Source organism: Cesiribacter sp. SM1 (assembly GCF_020178975.1).
In the GTDB taxonomy this organism is placed as follows: Bacteria; Bacteroidota; Bacteroidia; order Cytophagales; family Cyclobacteriaceae; genus Cesiribacter.
Map to the genome: position 1 here is coordinate 19,558 of NZ_JAHXBU010000089.1, position 15,728 is coordinate 35,285.

The following is a 15,728-nucleotide window of genomic DNA, read 5'->3' on the forward strand; positions in this document are numbered from 1 at the left end:
ACAATAAAGCATTTGGAGCCCTGCCTGGCTACAGCCAAGCCTGGCAGCCTTATCTGGCGTTCCGCTCCTGCATGGCCTGCTTGTACCTGTTAAAAATATCTGTGTTGGCGGCACTATTGCTGAAAACCTCCAGCACCATTGCCCCACCCTCTTCAGATAAAAAGGCCGGCAGCGCCTCCTTAAACTCTTTGATACTCTGGCAGTTGCTGTAACGAAAGCCTGCCTCCTGTGCCGTTGGCTGGGCGTTAAAGGGTTGCTTTGTTACGAAATATTCTTCCAGCTCAGGCTGTCTGCGGGGCCCTTCAATCATCCGGAAAATACCACCACCAGCATTATTAAGCACTAAAATACGCAGATTTGAAGGCAGAAAGCTGTGCCAGAAAGCATTGCGATCGTACAGAAAAGCCATATCTCCTGTTATTAGTACAGTAAGCTTGCCCTCAGCAATGGCACCCCCTAAGGCAGTACTGTTGCAGCCATCAATACCACTGGTGCCCCTGTTTGCCCACACCTGTATATTTTTCTGCTCCTGCGCCAGCCCTATAAAATTAGCATAGCGAACTGACATGCTGTTGGCCAGATGCAGGTGAGTCTCTTGCGGTAACTGCTGCAGGCACTGCTTAACTGCCCAAAACTCTCCCCACACTTCCTCATTGAAGAAGCCGGCAGCTGCTTTTTCTGTTGTTTCCTCCTGCTCTTGCCAGCTTCTGTTGTAGGTTTTTTGAAGAGGCAGCTGCTCTTCGGCACGTATGCCCCGGTTGTTAAGCTCTGCAAAAAAATAAGCAGGCTCAACAGGTATTATTCTGGTAAGTGACTTAAAGGTATCTGCTACCGGACCATGTGCCTGTATATGCCAGTGCGCCTTTGGTTTATACTTGCGCAGAAACAACTTAAGATTTTTACTGATCACAGAAGCACCGAAAGTTATCAGCAGCTCTGGCTGAAGTGCTTCACCCTGTGCTTGCCCCTGTTGCTGGAGTGACAGACCAAGAAAGCTATCCTGCTTGCTGATCCGCCCCTTTAGGCCATGCAGGTTGCTGATGATATCGGCTACCACCGGAATTCGCTGCTGGCGGCTGGTTTGCTCCAGTGCCGTCTGCAGCTTTTCATTCCATAGGCCCTGCCCTGCTACTATAAGCTTTTGATTATACTGCTGCCACTCCCCTGCCAGCTGCTCCCATACCAATTGTGGCAAACGTGGCTCTGCCTCCAGCCGCTCAGTTATTTTGAGATCCTGCGTATACTGCCAGGGCTCTTCTGCCCTGGGATAAAAGGGCTCCCGCAGCGGCACATTTATGTGTACAGGACCTTTCGCTCCGGTTTGGCTAAGATTGATTGCTTCATTCACCTGGCGATGCAGATGCCATACCAGGTCGGGATGCGCATAAGTGTCGGGCAAGTGGTAGCTACCTTTTACGTGGGAGCCGTAAAGGTTTTGCTGATGAAGCGTTTGCCCGTCCTGCTGGTCGATCCACTCCGGGGGCCGGTCTGCCGTAAGTACCAACAGGGGCACATGCTGATAGAAAGCTTCTGCCACCGCCGGCGCATAATTATAAGCAGCAGTACCAGAGGTACAAATAAGGCCTACCGTTTCGCCCAGGGCCTGTGCCATACCAAGTGCAATATAGGCAGCGGCACGTTCATCGGGCACCACACGGGTCTGGATTTGCGGGTGCCGGGCTACAGCCAGGGTAAGCGGGGCACAACGCGATCCGGGAGAAAGTACAAAATGCCTGATGCCCAGGCGGGCACACTGTTCGGCTATATCGGCAATTGGCTGCAGCACTATGTATACTTAAGGTTGCGGTGATAAATTAACACTCTTAACACTGTTTCTAAACCTGGGCCTGCTGCAGTACCTCCAGAAGGGTAAAGCATTTATGTTCGGTTTCCTGCCACTCCCGTTCCGGTACCGAATCTGCGGTAATACCAGCACCGGCATACAGCAGGGCTTTTTCTTCCAGCAACTGCATGCAACGCAGGTTTACAAAAAGATGCGTTTCGCCCTGCAGGTTCACCGGCCCCAGGAAGCCTGCAAAAAAGCGCCTGTCGAGTCTCTCATGCTCCTCCAGAAAGGCAGCGGCTGGCTCTTTGGGCAGGCCGCATACAGCAGAGGTAGGATGCAGCAACTGCAGCATAACGGTTGGCAGGTTGGGGTAGTTTACCTCCCGCAGGTCTATGATGTAATCGGTGCGCAGGTGCAGCAGGTTGGCAGCAGCAATGGTCCTGGGACCAATTTCATCAAACTCACGCACTCTTATTTTTTTCAGGCAATTGATAATGTAGCGGCTTACCAGAGCCTGCTCTTCGATTTCCTTTTGCCGCCATACTGCATCAACCGGGCTCATGCCTGGCTGCTTAGGCTGCGTTCCTGCCAGTGCCACCGTTTTAAAACGCTGTTGCTTATCAACAGAAATAAGTATTTCGGGCGTAGCACCCACCCAGGTGCCAATTTGTGGTGCTGCCACAACAGAAACAAAAGCATTGGGATAGCCGGAGGATAGTGCCTTGAAGAATTTCTCCAGGCGAAACGCCTCCGGCAAATCAACAAGCTTTGTACGGGCACATACATTTTTCTGAAACTCGCCCCTTTTGATGGCTGCAACAGAATCCTGAACCAGACTCAGATACTGTTCCATACTGGTTTCGGTAAGCTGCACCTCTGCCGTTGGGTAAGCCGGCTGGCTGGCCTGCAACTGCTCCGGGGCTTTTTCCAGTATCAGTGTAGCATTTTGTTTCTGCTTTTCCGATAGGCTATCTGCCAGGCTAAAGCTTTCTTCTGCCCCGTTCCAGTACAGGTCGGCTTTTAGGAAATGGCACTGAGGATTTTCTTCCGCATCTGCAGCAGCTAAATCTGTTTTGTATGGAGCTGCCAGAAAACCTGCAGGCAGCTGCTCTAAATCAGGATTAACCAGCCTGGTGGTGCCGCTTAGGTCAATCAGCAGGCTGGGATACTGCTCGCCCGGCAGGCGCCAGGCAGCTACGGGGTAGCCTTCCGCCAGAGCGGTTTTAAGCAAAGCCTCAAACTGCTCCTGTATGCTTAGCTCCTGTAAGGGAGCAACCAGTTCTGTATGTAAGAGAGTTGCTTTCATGCACGATCCAACACAGCCATGGTAATGCGGCTAATGCACACCAGGGCTCCTTCTTCAGTGGTAATACGAATTTCCCACACATGCGTTTTTCCGCCAATGTGCAGGGGCTTTGTGGTACCATATACCCAGCCACTGCGCACGGCACGTATGTGATTGGCATTTATATCCAGTCCTACGGCATACTGCTTTTCCCCATCGAGGCATAAATAGGCTGCCACACTCCCAAGGGTTTCGGCCAGTACTACGGAGGCTCCACCATGCAACAAGCCAAAAGGCTGGTGGGTGCGGTGGTCTACCGGCATACGGGCAGTTATAAAATCTGCACCTGCTTCGGTATATTCTATACCCAGGTGCTCCATCATGGTATTACGGCTCATGCGGCTTAGCGCTTCCAGTGTTGGGGGTGTTTTGAAAACAGAAGTTGACATGCAGCAGGTATATAACGTACCTTGCAAAAGTATGCAGCAGTTTTTGAATTGCCTGCTTTGCAACTGTATCTTTACTAATATTCCTTCTATTTATGCTGACAGGCGTAGCTGCTCAGCCAAATCATTCAAATTTTGAAACAGAAAAAGATATACCTTATCCGCCACGGGCAAACCGATTACAATAAAAACGGCATGGTACAGGGAAGTGGTATTGACGCTCCCCTTAATGAAGAGGGCCACCGCCAGGCCGAGCTTTTCTGGCAGGCCTATAAAGATTATCCGTTTGATGTAGTATACACCTCTGCCCTGCAGCGAACCCATCAGAGTGTACAGAAATTTTTGGATGCCGGTTTTCCGCATGTGGTGTTTGAGGGCCTAAATGAAATTAACTGGGGGCATAAGGAGGGTAAACCTTTTACCCACGAAGAGCACGACCACTACCTGCAGGTAGTAAAAGCCTGGCAACAGGGCGAACTGCATGTGCTGATAGAAGGTGGCGAAAGCCCCATGGACGTACAGCGCCGGCAGCAGGTGGTACTGAAGTACTTACTGGAGGAAGAAGAGGGTGAAACTATCCTGATTTGCATGCACGGACGGGCCATGCGTATTCTGCTGTGCTACATGCTCAATTACCCTCTTCAGAACATGGATTATTTTGAACACGACAACCTGGGCCTTTACGAGCTTACCTGGACAGGCAGCATGTTTGTTGTAGACCGTTTTAACGACCGCAGACATCTGTTACAGGACTAAAACATTTAAGCCTGCAGGCAGGTTGAAAAGAAGGAACAGAGGTGATCAGCAGATCAGCTTCCATTCCACTAATTCCTGATGGAATTATCTATAAAACCTAAAAAACCTGTGTATGGAATTCAGTAAACGTCAGGTACTCATATTTTATAAACCTGAACATAAAAAAGATAAAAACACCTACGATCTGGCTATTCAGTTGTCGGAGCACATCAGGGGCGTAGACGTACTCAAAGATAAAGTAACCGAAACCCAGCTTATTGAAATTTTAAATAAGTTAAAGCGGAGCCCGGTTGATATTGTCGATAAAAGCTCTGACACCTACATGGAAAAGTATGAGGGTGTGGACCTCACAGATGATGACTGGCTTAAGGCGTTGATTGCTAATCCGGAGATGCTTTTAACACCCATTGTATTTTATGGAGACAGGGGAATGATTGTGGACACCCCCAGCCGTGTGCTGGACCTGGATCCTACCCATGGATTTAATGATCTGAAGACTTAAGCTGCACTACAGCTTGCTTTTCATGAATGACTCTTTTACCTGGCAGGTAAACGCGATAAACAAGAAAGCCCCGCCTGTTAAACAGACGGGGCTTTTAAATGACAAAGGCTGTGCCAATGATTAAGCCATAGTGCGGCGAACCCTGGTACGGTTCAGTTTTGCTTCTTCGGTTTCATCCTCCACATCGGCAAGGATACGGCCGCAGTGTTCGCACACAATAATTTTTTTACGCTCACGGATATCGGAGCGGCGCTGGGGTGGTACAATGTTAAAACAACCGCCACAGGCATCACGCTTAACAGTTACAACTGCCAGTCCGTTACGGGCGTTGTTGCGTACACGGTCATATCCACGCAGAAGACGCTCTTCAATCTGCTGAGCAGCGGCATCGCGCTCCTTCAGTAATTTCTTTTCATCTTCCTCGCTTTCGCCGGTAATTTGCTGAAGCTCTTTTTTCTTGCTCTCCAGGTCCTTACGGCGCTCTTCAACGCGTGCTTTCACGCCATCTATTTCTTCCTGCTTACGATCAATACGGGTATACGCTTCACGCACACGCTTTTCGCCCACCTGTATCTCAAGATTCTGCAGCTCAATTTCTTTGGTGATGGCATCGTACTCACGGTTGTTGCGTACGTTCATCTGCTGCTCTTCGTACTTCTTGATGAGCTTTTCCGCTTCTTTCATAGCAGCGCGGTTTTGCTCAATGCTCTCTTCAATTTCTTTCAGCTCGCCTTCGAATTTAGATATACGCGTTTCATACTGCGCAATCTCATCTTCCAGGTCGCTTACTTCTTCGGGCAGCGCTCCGCGAATTTTTTTGATATCGTCCAGAGCTGAATCGATGGCCTGCAGTTCCAGCAGGGCCGTTAGTTTTTGTGCCGTGGTATTTTCCATGTAGTCTCCTTACAGGTAGCTTATCGGATTTGTGCGGATAGCACTCTGATAAAGCGCAAAATTAGAAAATTTTTGCGTTAATCTTTCAAGAATTAATTCTTTTGTGAAGCTTTCGCTTTCATAGTGACCTATATCCGCTATTATAATACGTTCTTCGGCGTCAAAAAATTCATGGTACTTGAAATCTGCACTCACAAATACATCTGCGCCGGCGGCAATTGCCTTGTGTAAAAGAAAACTTCCGGCCCCGCCGCAGAGGGCAATCCGCTGCACTGGCTTATCCGGCAGTGCTGTATAACGTACACAACCTGCTTCCATTTTTTCCTTTACCAGCTTTATAAACTCCATGGGCGGCACCGGCTCCGGCAAATGGCCCAGCATGCCCGATCCATATTCCTGGTGCGTGTTTTCCAGGCGATGCATAAAGTAGGCTACCTCTTCGTAAGGGTGGGCCTGCCGCATGGCCTGCAGCACCTTTTGCGCCAGGTATGCCGGGAAGATCACCTCTACCCGGTTCTCCCCCACCTCTTCATCTTCGCCCTGCTTGCCAATGGTTGGGTTGGCCTCTTCGTTTGGACGAAAAGTGCCTGTGCCCTCGGAGCGAAAACTGCAGTGATCGTAGTTACCCACCTGCCCGGCCCCGGCATTGTACAGGGCATTCAGCACCTCCTGTGTATTTTCCTTTGGCACAAAAAAGGTTAACGACTGCAGCACCTCCCGCCTGGGATCCAGGATGCTTAAATCCTGCAGCCCGAGCCGGTCGGCTATCTTTTTATTTACCCCTGTAATTACGTTATCGAGATTGGTGTGAATGGCATAAATAGCAACCCCCAGGCGAATGGCCTTGATGATAGTTCGCTCTACATAGTTGCGCCCGGTGAGGCGCTTAAGGCCCTTGAAAACAATAGGATGGTGCGCCACCACCAGGTTACAGCCACGCTCAATAGCCTCGTCAATAACGGCTTCAGTACAGTCTAGGGTAATTAGCACACCACTGCAGGCAGTCTGCCCGCTACCGGTGAGCAATCCGGAGTTATCATAGCTTTCCTGCAGGGAGGGGTGTGCCCACTTTTCCAATTCCTGGGTGATATCGTTGATGGTAATCATGCCTGAAACTTAATAATCCTGTTTTACTTAACCTATTACAAAAGCATTAAAGCAATTAAGCCTGTTGCTGTTTTCGGTACTATAAAAAAGCAGCACCAATTCCCTGAAAGAGTTTCTGTATATTTGCGCAGTTTTATGATTGCACCGCTCTATCCCTTTTCAATTCTGTACGATGGCATTACACGCAGCCGTAACCAGCTCTACGACAGGGGCTGGTTAAGCGCTGTTGGTTCTGACCGCATGCTTATCAGTGTAGGAAATTTATCGGTAGGGGGCACAGGTAAAACGCCTATGGTAGAGTACCTGCTGCGGCTACTGTTGCCACATTACTCCCTTGCTACCCTAAGCCGCGGCTATGGCCGCTCCACTAAAGGGTTCAGGCTTGCCGGCCCAAATGACAGCGCCCTTAGCCTGGGCGACGAGCCCTATCAGTATTACCGCAAGTGGGAAGGAACCCTGCCTGTTGCTGTTGGCGAAAACAGGGTGCTGGCCATAGAATACCTGTTAAAGGAGCGGCCAAAACTTGAAGTAATTGTGCTTGATGATGCTTTTCAGCACCGCAGGCTACGCCCGGATTTTAACATACTGCTTACTACATACCAGCAGCCTTTCTGGCGCGATTACCTGCTGCCGGCCGGCCGGCTGCGGGAAAGCAGAAAGGGTGCAAAACGTGCACAGGCGCTGGTAATAACCAAGTGCCCGGAAATTTTACCAGGTGCAGAACAGCAACTGCTGGCACAGGAGGCAAGAAAATACCTGGATAAAGATGTGCCCGTGTTCTTTAGTACCATTGCCTACGAACCTGCCCTGCCCCTCTCGCTGCTGGCTACCAAAGAACCGCCAAAAGCGGGGGCTCCTGCCCTGCTGCTTACAGGCTTGGCCAAACCCAAACCCCTTGAGGACTGGGTGAGCAGCCACTACAAACTTGTGGGGCATCAGCAGTATGGCGATCATCACCAGTTTACCAAAGCCAACCTGGAAAAGCTGCAGCAGGTGTACTACAGCCATGCCGGCACGGGCGCCATCATCATCACCAGCGAAAAAGATGCTGCCAGGCTGGTACAGCCACATTTAAACCCGCTGCTCCAGGAGCTGCCCCTGTACTATATTCCTATACGCCAGCGTTTCCTGGAGAAGGATTCAGAAGTTTTTGATCTGATGATTTTAAAAAGCGTGGCTGAAAAATTACGCCGTGACAGTTGATTTGCTAATTTTGAACGTGCAATACCGCAACCTACTCTTTCTTAGCCTGCTGCTGATGGGCATACCCCTTGGCCTGCAGGCCCAGATACTGGACGATTCCACCAAATTAGTCTATGGCCCGGAAACCACCTCTTTCATCAGGGAGGCAAATCTGTACTATCAGACTAAACAGGAGTACCACCCCGACACTTTAATAAAGAATTTTTACCGCATACTGCCCGCAGAGCAGAGCGGCTACCGGATTCAGACCCTGGAAAACCTGGGTACTGCGCAAAGCTCTATCTTTTATACCTTCCCGGATCAGATAGGGGAACGCTCCGGCTTTTATGTGTATGACTACTGGTTCAACGAACCTGCTGAAATCCGCTACTACAATACCAGATCTCCGTTTACCAGCCTGTTTTTCTCACAGGGGGGTAACGGGCGCTCATGGGTAGATGTAACCCACTCCCGCAACATAAACCCACGCTGGAATGCAGGTGTAGATTTTCGGCGCATTACGGCAGAGCAACAAATTGCTCCATCCTCACAAAGCAACCAGAGAAATCAGATTGTTTCAACTGCCTATGATGCATTTACCAGGTACCAGGGCAAAAACGAGCGCTACCAGCTGCTGGCCAGCTTCAGCAGGTTAAGGCACAGTGTACGCGAATCGGGTGGTATCAGCATAGCAGAGCTACCTGAAGAACTCCCGGAGATGATCAGGTACGAAACTTCCCTGAAACGGCTGGCCAATGCCAGAACTACAGAACTTCGGGTAAACACACACCTTTACCAGCAGTATAAGCTGGTGAACGCCCTGCAGCTTTACCATATCCTGGATCGCGAAACACGCACCCACACCTTTGAAGATCTGGCTCCCAGTGAAGAATACTATGGCAAAGTATTTGACGAAAGCCTTACTTCTATTACGGAAGAGTTTGAGTCCAGGGAATTCTCGAACCAGCTGGGTGTAAAAGGGGAGTATAAAGCCGGCCAGTGGAATGCCTATGCCAAGCACCGCTCAGTACGTTTTTTACCAAACCCCGACCTGGTGTATGAGGAAAACGAAGTTGCCGTGGGCGGTTACCTGGCCCTTCAGCCAGATACCATCCGCACCCTTAGGGTGGAAGCCGAGCTAAGATCAGAAGGCCAGTACCGCTTCGAGGCCCTTGCCCAAAACAGCTGGCTACAGCTGCGCTATCTGCGTAGCCAGTACAAACCTGCTTTTATTTATAGGTACCGCAACACATTGCTGGATACCTGGGAGAATGATTTTCGTGATCCGGTTGCCGACAGGCTGGAGGGATCACTGCTGCTTAAGTTAGGCCCCTTAAGCATACAACCAGGCCTGCAGCTCTCTGTGGTACAACACCCGCTCTACTTCAGGGCCGACAGCCTTACAGGCACCACCCGCCCCCAAGGGATAAGCCCTGAACAGGGAGCTGCATTTCAAAGCATCTCCCCAAGGCTGCGCACCTCCTTAGTGTTTGCGCAATATGTTCACTGGGATATAGACGCAATGTATAACAAGGTATCGGGCAACTCGGCAGAGGCGCTGCAGGTGCCTGACTGGATGGTTAATTCTTCTATCTATTTTGAAGGCCCCCTCTTTGGCGATAAAATGCTCGCTCAGCTGGGCGTAGATGTGCACGTAAAGGCCCCTTACTATGCCAATGCCTACGATCCTGTAACACGGCAGTTTGTAGTGCAGCAGAATTTCCTGGTGCCCACCTACCCTATTGCCAACCTTTTCTTTGGCTTTAAAATTAAAAATACCAGGGTATTTGCCCGCTTAAGCCATCTTACCCAGGGGCTTACCGACCGGGGGTATTTTCTTACTCCTTATTACAATGGGATTCAACGCACGTTTGATATTGGTATAGACTGGTTATTCTTTGACTGATGGAAGATTATACAAAGCATGTACTGGGCCTGCAGTTACCTACCGACCCCCGCTGGGTAAACATTGCCGAGAAAAACCTGGAAGATATTCTGGTAGATCATGCCTACTGTGAGCAAAAAGCTGCCTCCTCCTGCATATCACTCATTGTGCGCTACCCCGAAAAAGAAGCGCTCGTAGACATGCTTACGCCCGTGGTGGCCGAAGAATGGAGCCATTTTGAGCGGGTGGTGGAGCAGTTGCGCAAACGGGGCCTTGGCCTGGGACCACAGCGAAAAGATGAGTATGTAATAGCCCTCAGCAAAACTGCCCGCAGCGGTGGCAGCCGTGAGCGCCAGCTCATGGACCAGCTACTCATTAATGCGCTGATAGAAGCCCGCAGCTGTGAGCGCTTTAAGCTGCTCTGGAAAAACCTCGATGATCCCGAACTGCAGAAGTTCTACTATGAGCTGATGGTATCAGAAGCAGGCCACTATAAGAACTTTATCCGCCTGGCAAAGGAATACATGCCTGCCGAAGAGGTAGACGCCCGCTGGAAAGAACTACTGCTGCAGGAGGCCGATATTATCCGCACACTGGAGGTAAGACCCGACCGGATTCACTGATGGGTGCACTGACCTTAACCCAGGGTAGAGCAAAGCAATGAAAATTTATTTTATAGAGCGGGCATAGGTTAGTAACCATGCCCACTTCTGTTTATAACGTTTGCACAACAGTACCTGAGCAAAATTTTCGCAAGACAAAGGCTCAAGTTTCGGGGCAAATACGAAATTTTATGCCGCCGTTTTGCTCTTTTAACGATTTATCCTTTACTTTGTAGCTACCAATTACTGCAAGGTAGTTGATTTATACAGAAGAGGTGAGAGGACAGGCTCGAAGACCCTCTGGCAACCTACAGCTCTGCAAGGTGCCAATTCCTGCCCAAAAGAAGGGACATATAAATTAACAGGAGCAATGAGCACAATTTACAACCTATATCTACCGGCACCAGCCACCCTTACCACCAGCAGCCTTTCTTATAAGGCTACAGCACCCTGCTGTTGCTGTTGTTGGTGTTGTTAATGCCCATTCTCCACCCAAGCCCGTGCCGGGCAGCCAGTCTTCATATTTTTACAGATTAACGAAGCAGCTAGAGGCACATCATCCCTTCGGGAACCCCAATCAAATTTTCATTATCAAACCAAGCGAATAGTCCATACAATGGCACTATATATTACCGACGAATGCATTAACTGTGGAGCCTGCGAGCCAGAATGCCCAAACACCGCCATTTACGAAGGTGGCCGCGAGTGGGCCTGGGGCGAAGGCACCTCCCTTCAGTCTGTTGAACTGGAAGATGGTTCAGCAGTTGGCGCCACCGATCCGCAGGCGCCTCTTTCAGATGAATTTTACTATATCGTATCAGGCAAATGCACCGAATGTATTGGCTTTCATGAAGAGCCGCAGTGTGCAGCTGTTTGCCCGGTAGACTGCTGCGTGCCAGACCCCGATTATGCCGAGGCAGAAGAAGAACTGCTGGCTAAAAAAGAATGGTTGCACGAGGCTTAATTATTAGACGTACCCCATGAGTAGCTATAAACATTTCGAAACACAGGCCATCCGCACCCGGGCAGAAAAGAGCCAGAACAGGGAACATACCACGCCCGTTTACATGACCTCCAGCTTTACGTTTGAGGATGCAGAACAGGCGCGTGCTCTTTTTGGCGACGAAATAGCCGGCAACATTTACACCCGCTTTTCAAACCCCAACAACAATGAACTTATTGATAAGCTCTGCCTGCTGGAGGGTACCGAAGATGGCGTAGCTACTGCCTCCGGCATGGCTGCCATGTTTACGAGCATGGCGGGGCTGCTCAAAAGCGGCGATCATATACTGGCTTCGCGCTCACTTTTTGGCTCTACCCACCAGATCCTCACCGGCATATTTCCTAAGTGGGGCATTGAGCATACCTATGCCGATATTGAGAAACCCGAAACCTGGGAAGGCCTAATCCGCAAAAACACCAAAATGATTTTTGTGGAGACACCCTCTAACCCAGGCCTCGACCTGGTAGACCTTGAATGGCTGGGCAAGCTGGCCGCTGCCCATAACCTGATCCTGAACGTAGACAACTGCTTTGCCACGCCTTACCTGCAGCAACCTGCAAAATGGGGAGCACACCTGGTAACGCACTCTGCCACCAAGTTTATCGATGGCCAGGGCCGTGCCATTGGCGGCGTGGTGCTGGGGCCAAAAGACCTGATCAAGGATGTACGCTACTTTAGCCGCCACAGCGGGCCAGCCCTCTCTCCTTTTAACGGCTGGCTGCTTTCCAAAAGCCTGGAAACCCTGCATGTGCGCATGGACCGCCACTGCGAAAATGCCATGAAAATAGCAGAGTACCTGGAGGATCATAAAGACCTTGAATTTGTAAAGTATCCGTTCCTGAAATCGCACCCGCAGTACGAGCTTGCCAGAAAGCAAATGAAGCTCGGCGGCGGCCTCATTACCTTTAATGTAAAAGGTGGGCTGGAGCGCGGCCGCAGGTTCCTGGACGGACTGAAGATGATCTCTTTCACCGCTAACCTGGGTGATACCCGCACCAGCGCTACACACCCGGCCTCTACCACCCACTCCAAGCTATCTGATGAAGAAAGAGCTGCTGTTGGGATTTATCCGGGCCTTGTACGTGTTAGTGTAGGGCTAGAAAATGTAAACGATATACTGGAAGACATAGAAAACGCACTTAGAATATCGAGAGGTATCACCCAGGTTGCGTACAACATATAGGACAGTAGAAATAATATGTTACTTTTTGATCAATATAGCCCTCTTTTCAGCACACTAAGCCAGTGCTGTAATGCCTGTTGTAACGAGCACTGCTGTTGCATGTGTTGTAGACAGACATTATCCCTGGGGGCTATCCGGAAAAAAGAGTAATCTGTATTCCAGAAAATAGAAAAGCCTCTGCGGATAAGCCGCCGAGGCTTTTTACTACCTAAAACAAAGCAAATCAACTCCCATGTCACAAGATAAATTACACCTTTCCGACAAGATATCAGCGCCTGCCAAGGCCGATATCCTAGACCTGCAGCAAAAAATCAATGCCTTCAAAAGCGGGCAGATCCTCGAGGAGCGTTTTAAATCTTTTCGACTTACCCGCGGTGTGTATGGTCAGCGCCAGCTTGGGGTGCAGATGTTCCGCATCAAAATACCTTATGGCAAGCTAACCACACCACAACTGGTACGCATTGCCGAAATATCAGAAGAATATACCAACGGCAACCTGCACACCACCACCCGCCAGAATATTCAGCTGCACTATGTGCACCTGGAAGATACGCCTGCCATGTGGGCAAAGCTGGAAGAGGTAGGTGTAACTACCAAAGAAGCCTGCGGTAATACCGTACGTAACGTTACTGCATCAGACATTGCCGGTATAGATCCCGACGAGCTTTTTGATGTAGCTCCATATGCTGAGGCAACCTTCCGTTACTTCCTGCGCAACCCAATTTGCCAGGATATGGGACGTAAGATCAAAATAGCTTTCTCCTCCAGCGACAAAGACTCAGCCTACACCTACTTCCACGATTTTGGTTTTATTCCGCGTGTAAAGATTGAGAATGGCGAAGAGGTAAGAGGCTTCAAAGTAGTAGTTGGCGGTGGCCTGGGTGCACAGCCTTTCATTGCCGAAACTGCTTTTGAGTTCCTGCACGAAGACAAGATCATTCCTTTTATGAATGCTGCCCTGCGTATTTTTGACCGCCTGGGCGAGCGCGAAAAACGGATGAAGGCCCGCCTGAAGTTCCTGCTGGATCCTAAGCGCGGCATCACACTGGATCAGTACAAAGAACTGATTGAGCAGGAGTACACCGCCATTCCGGATAAAACATTTAAAGTAGACCGCTCTCTGGTAGAGCAGCCCGAAATTCCTGCAGCTGTTGATTTTCCGCAGGTAGAAATTAAGGATGTGGCCAGGTTTGAGCAGTGGAAGCGCCTGAACCTTTTTGAGCAAAAGCAAAAGGGCTTCTATGCCGTAAACATCAAGCTGCAGCTGGGTAACATCTCTTCTGCCACAGCCAAAGCACTGGCTGCCCTGGTAGAAGAAGGCGTGGCTGCCAACGACATCAGGGTTACCATTAACCAGGGCCTGATGCTGAAATATGTACGTCCCGAAGCACTGCCGTACCTGTATACCCGTCTTGACGAGCTGGGACTGGCCGAGCCAGGCTTTGGCACCATTGCCGACGTAACTGCCTGCCCCGGCACCGATACCTGTAACCTGGGTGTAACCAACAGCACCGGCGTTGCACAGGTACTGGAGGAGCTCATCAAAGAAGAGTATCCTGAACTGATCGGCAACAGCCGCATCGACATCAAGATCAGCGGCTGTATGAACTCCTGCGGCCAGCACATGGCAGCCAGCATTGGCCTGCATGGCAGCTCCATTAAGCATGGCGAGCTGGTAGTGCCTGCCATGCAAATAGTGCTGGGTGGTGGCGTAGACCCATCTGGCAAAGGTTATGTGGCTGAAAAGATCATTAAGCTACCTACCAAAAAGATCAAGGAAGCATTTCGCCTGATCCTGGATGATTATGATGCCAATGCCACCGAAGGCGAATACTTTAACGATTACGTTGCACGCAAAGGCAAAATGCACTTCTACGGCATCCTAAAGCCGCTGGCCGACCTAAGCAAACTGGCACCAGCCGACTATGTTGACTGGGGACACGACGAAAACTTCATTCCTGAAATTGGCATGGGTGAGTGCGCCGGCGTAAGCTACGATGTGGTAGGCACCATTATTACAGATGCCCAGGAGCGATTCCTGTTCTCCAGGAGAGCATTTGAAGCACAGAAATATGCCGATGCCATCTACCACGCTTACAGCACCTTTATTATTGGTGCCAAGGCGCTGCTCCTAAGCAAAGATGTGCATTGCAACACACACCAGGGCATCATGAACGACTTCAACACACATTATTACCAAAGCGGAGATTTTGCCCTGCTGAAGCCTTTTGATGAGCTGGTGCTGCAAATCAACAAAAATGAGCCGAGTGCCGAATTTGCGCAGGCTTATATGCAGCAGGCCGATGAGTTTCTGGCTAATGTAATTGCAAAGCGCCAGGAGCAGGTAGCACTTGCCAACGAGGCCAAAGATAAAGTAGTAATTGATACCTACTACAAAGCATAGAAAAGCGCGTTTAGCACAATTTGTAAGGCCGTAGCGGGCTAATGCCTGCTACGGCACTTACCAAAACTAAAAAAGCTTATGAGCACTCAAACTGGTTCACGGGAAGGAAATCTGCTGTTCCCTATCTTTTTAAAGATAGACCAGCTGCAGCTGCTGATTGTAGGGGGAGGAAATGTAGGACTGGAAAAACTGGAAGCCCTGCTCAAGAACAACCCCGATGCTAAAGTTACCCTGGTGGGCACCACCATTAAACCAGAGATAGTGGCTGTAGCAGAAAAGCATTCTGGCATAAAGCTTGTGAACAGAAGCTTTGAGCCTCAGGACCTGGAGGGAGTAGATGTGCTACTGCTGGCTACTGATAGTCGCGAAACGCACATTCAGATACGTGCGCTGGCCAAGGAAAGGGGTATCCTTACCAATGTAGCCGATACGCCCGATCTCTGTGACTTTTACCTGGGCTCAACAGTAAAGAAAGGCGACCTTAAAATTGGTATATCCACCAATGGAAAATCGCCCACCTTTGCCAAGCGTTTCCGGGAGTTGCTTGAAGAAGCCGTACCTGAAGATGTAGACCAGCTGCTGCACAACCTCCAGCAGCTAAGAAATACGCTAAAGGGCGATTTTCAGGAAAAAGTAAGGGTGCTAAACGAACATACTGCCAGCCTGGTGGAAAAAACGAACAGTTAATTAAGA

The 15,728-nt window shown here is 50.0% G+C and carries 14 protein-coding genes and 1 riboswitch; of the genes, 9 read left to right on the forward strand and 5 right to left on the reverse strand.

The genetic code is table 11. The features are described from left to right. Positions 1-49 precede the first annotated feature (49 nt). Genes menD through KWJ01_RS15270 form a run of 3 tightly spaced genes read right to left on the reverse strand, consistent with a single transcriptional unit; the run spans position 50 to position 3,520 of the window. Positions 50-1,786, reverse strand: coding sequence for a 2-succinyl-5-enolpyruvyl-6-hydroxy-3-cyclohexene-1-carboxylic-acid synthase (gene menD / locus KWJ01_RS15260; protein WP_224997516.1), 1,737 nt, complete (start codon positions 1,784-1,786; stop codon positions 50-52). 49 nt (positions 1,787-1,835) lie between these two features. After that, complete coding sequence (locus tag KWJ01_RS15265; protein WP_224997518.1) at positions 1,836-3,092, reverse strand: chorismate-binding protein; 1,257 nt, start codon at positions 3,090-3,092, stop codon at positions 1,836-1,838. Continuing rightward, positions 3,089-3,520 (reverse strand): hotdog fold thioesterase, encoded by a 432-nt coding sequence (locus tag KWJ01_RS15270; protein ID WP_224997520.1) that lies wholly within the window; start codon positions 3,518-3,520, stop codon positions 3,089-3,091. The genes KWJ01_RS15265 and KWJ01_RS15270 overlap by 4 nt, the downstream gene beginning before the upstream one ends. Before the next feature lie 132 nt (positions 3,521-3,652). On the opposite strand from KWJ01_RS15270, the gene KWJ01_RS15275 reads away from it, so the two are divergent. Both KWJ01_RS15275 and KWJ01_RS15280 read left to right on the forward strand, forming a co-directional pair. Further along, complete coding sequence (locus tag KWJ01_RS15275; RefSeq protein ID WP_224997522.1) at positions 3,653-4,273, forward strand: histidine phosphatase family protein; 621 nt, start codon at positions 3,653-3,655, stop codon at positions 4,271-4,273. A gap of 112 nt (positions 4,274-4,385) precedes the next feature. After that, complete coding sequence (locus KWJ01_RS15280; RefSeq protein WP_224997524.1) at positions 4,386-4,775, forward strand: arsenate reductase family protein; 390 nt, start codon at positions 4,386-4,388, stop codon at positions 4,773-4,775. A 120-nt stretch (positions 4,776-4,895) separates the two neighbouring features. Here the strand turns inward: KWJ01_RS15280 and KWJ01_RS15285 are convergent, their stop codons facing one another. Then, the gene (locus KWJ01_RS15285) at positions 4,896-5,669 is read right to left on the reverse strand and encodes a zinc ribbon domain-containing protein (RefSeq protein ID WP_224997525.1); all 774 of its coding nucleotides are present in this window, start codon (positions 5,667-5,669) and stop codon (positions 4,896-4,898) included. 9 nt (positions 5,670-5,678) lie between these two features. After that, the gene (locus tag KWJ01_RS15290) at positions 5,679-6,776 is read right to left on the reverse strand and encodes a Nif3-like dinuclear metal center hexameric protein (protein WP_224997526.1); all 1,098 of its coding nucleotides are present in this window, start codon (positions 6,774-6,776) and stop codon (positions 5,679-5,681) included. Positions 6,777-6,911: 135 nt separating this feature from the next. Here KWJ01_RS15290 and lpxK point away from each other — a divergent pair, with 135 nt between their 5' ends. The 7 genes from lpxK to KWJ01_RS15325 all read left to right on the forward strand — a co-directional run bounded on the left by lpxK (position 6,912) and on the right by KWJ01_RS15325 (position 15,722). Then, positions 6,912-7,979 carry a tetraacyldisaccharide 4'-kinase gene (lpxK, locus tag KWJ01_RS15295; protein ID WP_224997527.1) on the forward strand — a complete coding sequence of 356 codons (1,068 nt, stop codon included), beginning with the start codon at positions 6,912-6,914 and terminating at the stop codon, positions 7,977-7,979. Between the two features lie 16 nt (positions 7,980-7,995). After that, positions 7,996-9,864, forward strand: a complete 1,869-nt coding sequence (locus tag KWJ01_RS15300; RefSeq protein ID WP_224997528.1) for a putative porin — start codon at positions 7,996-7,998, stop codon at positions 9,862-9,864. Beyond that, positions 9,864-10,466, forward strand: a complete 603-nt coding sequence (locus KWJ01_RS15305) for a tRNA-(ms[2]io[6]A)-hydroxylase (protein WP_224997529.1) — start codon at positions 9,864-9,866, stop codon at positions 10,464-10,466. Before KWJ01_RS15300 ends, KWJ01_RS15305 begins: the two co-directional genes overlap by 1 nt. Before the next feature lie 238 nt (positions 10,467-10,704). Beyond that, positions 10,705-10,805: riboswitch (SAM riboswitch) on the forward strand. A 256-nt stretch (positions 10,806-11,061) separates the two neighbouring features. Next, complete coding sequence (locus tag KWJ01_RS15310) at positions 11,062-11,409, forward strand: 4Fe-4S dicluster domain-containing protein (protein WP_224997530.1); 348 nt, start codon at positions 11,062-11,064, stop codon at positions 11,407-11,409. Between the two features lie 16 nt (positions 11,410-11,425). Further along, the gene (locus KWJ01_RS15315; protein ID WP_224997532.1) at positions 11,426-12,631 is read left to right on the forward strand and encodes a PLP-dependent aspartate aminotransferase family protein; all 1,206 of its coding nucleotides are present in this window, start codon (positions 11,426-11,428) and stop codon (positions 12,629-12,631) included. Between the two features lie 232 nt (positions 12,632-12,863). Next, entirely contained in the window at positions 12,864-15,035 is a 2,172-nt protein-coding gene (locus KWJ01_RS15320) for a nitrite reductase (RefSeq protein WP_224997534.1), read from the forward strand. A 78-nt stretch (positions 15,036-15,113) separates the two neighbouring features. Then, a complete protein-coding gene (locus KWJ01_RS15325) occupies positions 15,114-15,722 on the forward strand; it encodes a bifunctional precorrin-2 dehydrogenase/sirohydrochlorin ferrochelatase (protein ID WP_224997536.1) in 609 nt (202 codons plus the stop codon). Positions 15,723-15,728 lie beyond the last annotated feature (6 nt).

Coding starts and splice junctions, on each gene's coding strand:
- KWJ01_RS15265 (WP_224997518.1), bottom strand. CDS start 3,092: ATGAAAGCAACTCTCTTACATACAGAACTGGTTGCTCCCTTACAGGAG.
- KWJ01_RS15270 (WP_224997520.1), bottom strand. CDS start 3,520: ATGTCAACTTCTGTTTTCAAAACACCCCCAACACTGGAAGCGCTAAGC.
- KWJ01_RS15280 (WP_224997524.1), top strand. CDS start 4,386: ATGGAATTCAGTAAACGTCAGGTACTCATATTTTATAAACCTGAACAT.
- KWJ01_RS15285 (WP_224997525.1), bottom strand. CDS start 5,669: ATGGAAAATACCACGGCACAAAAACTAACGGCCCTGCTGGAACTGCAG.
- KWJ01_RS15290 (WP_224997526.1), bottom strand. CDS start 6,776: ATGATTACCATCAACGATATCACCCAGGAATTGGAAAAGTGGGCACAC.
- lpxK (WP_224997527.1), top strand. CDS start 6,912: ATGATTGCACCGCTCTATCCCTTTTCAATTCTGTACGATGGCATTACA.
- KWJ01_RS15305 (WP_224997529.1), top strand. CDS start 9,864: ATGGAAGATTATACAAAGCATGTACTGGGCCTGCAGTTACCTACCGAC.
- KWJ01_RS15310 (WP_224997530.1), top strand. CDS start 11,062: ATGGCACTATATATTACCGACGAATGCATTAACTGTGGAGCCTGCGAG.
- KWJ01_RS15315 (WP_224997532.1), top strand. CDS start 11,426: ATGAGTAGCTATAAACATTTCGAAACACAGGCCATCCGCACCCGGGCA.
- KWJ01_RS15320 (WP_224997534.1), top strand. CDS start 12,864: ATGTCACAAGATAAATTACACCTTTCCGACAAGATATCAGCGCCTGCC.
- KWJ01_RS15325 (WP_224997536.1), top strand. CDS start 15,114: ATGAGCACTCAAACTGGTTCACGGGAAGGAAATCTGCTGTTCCCTATC.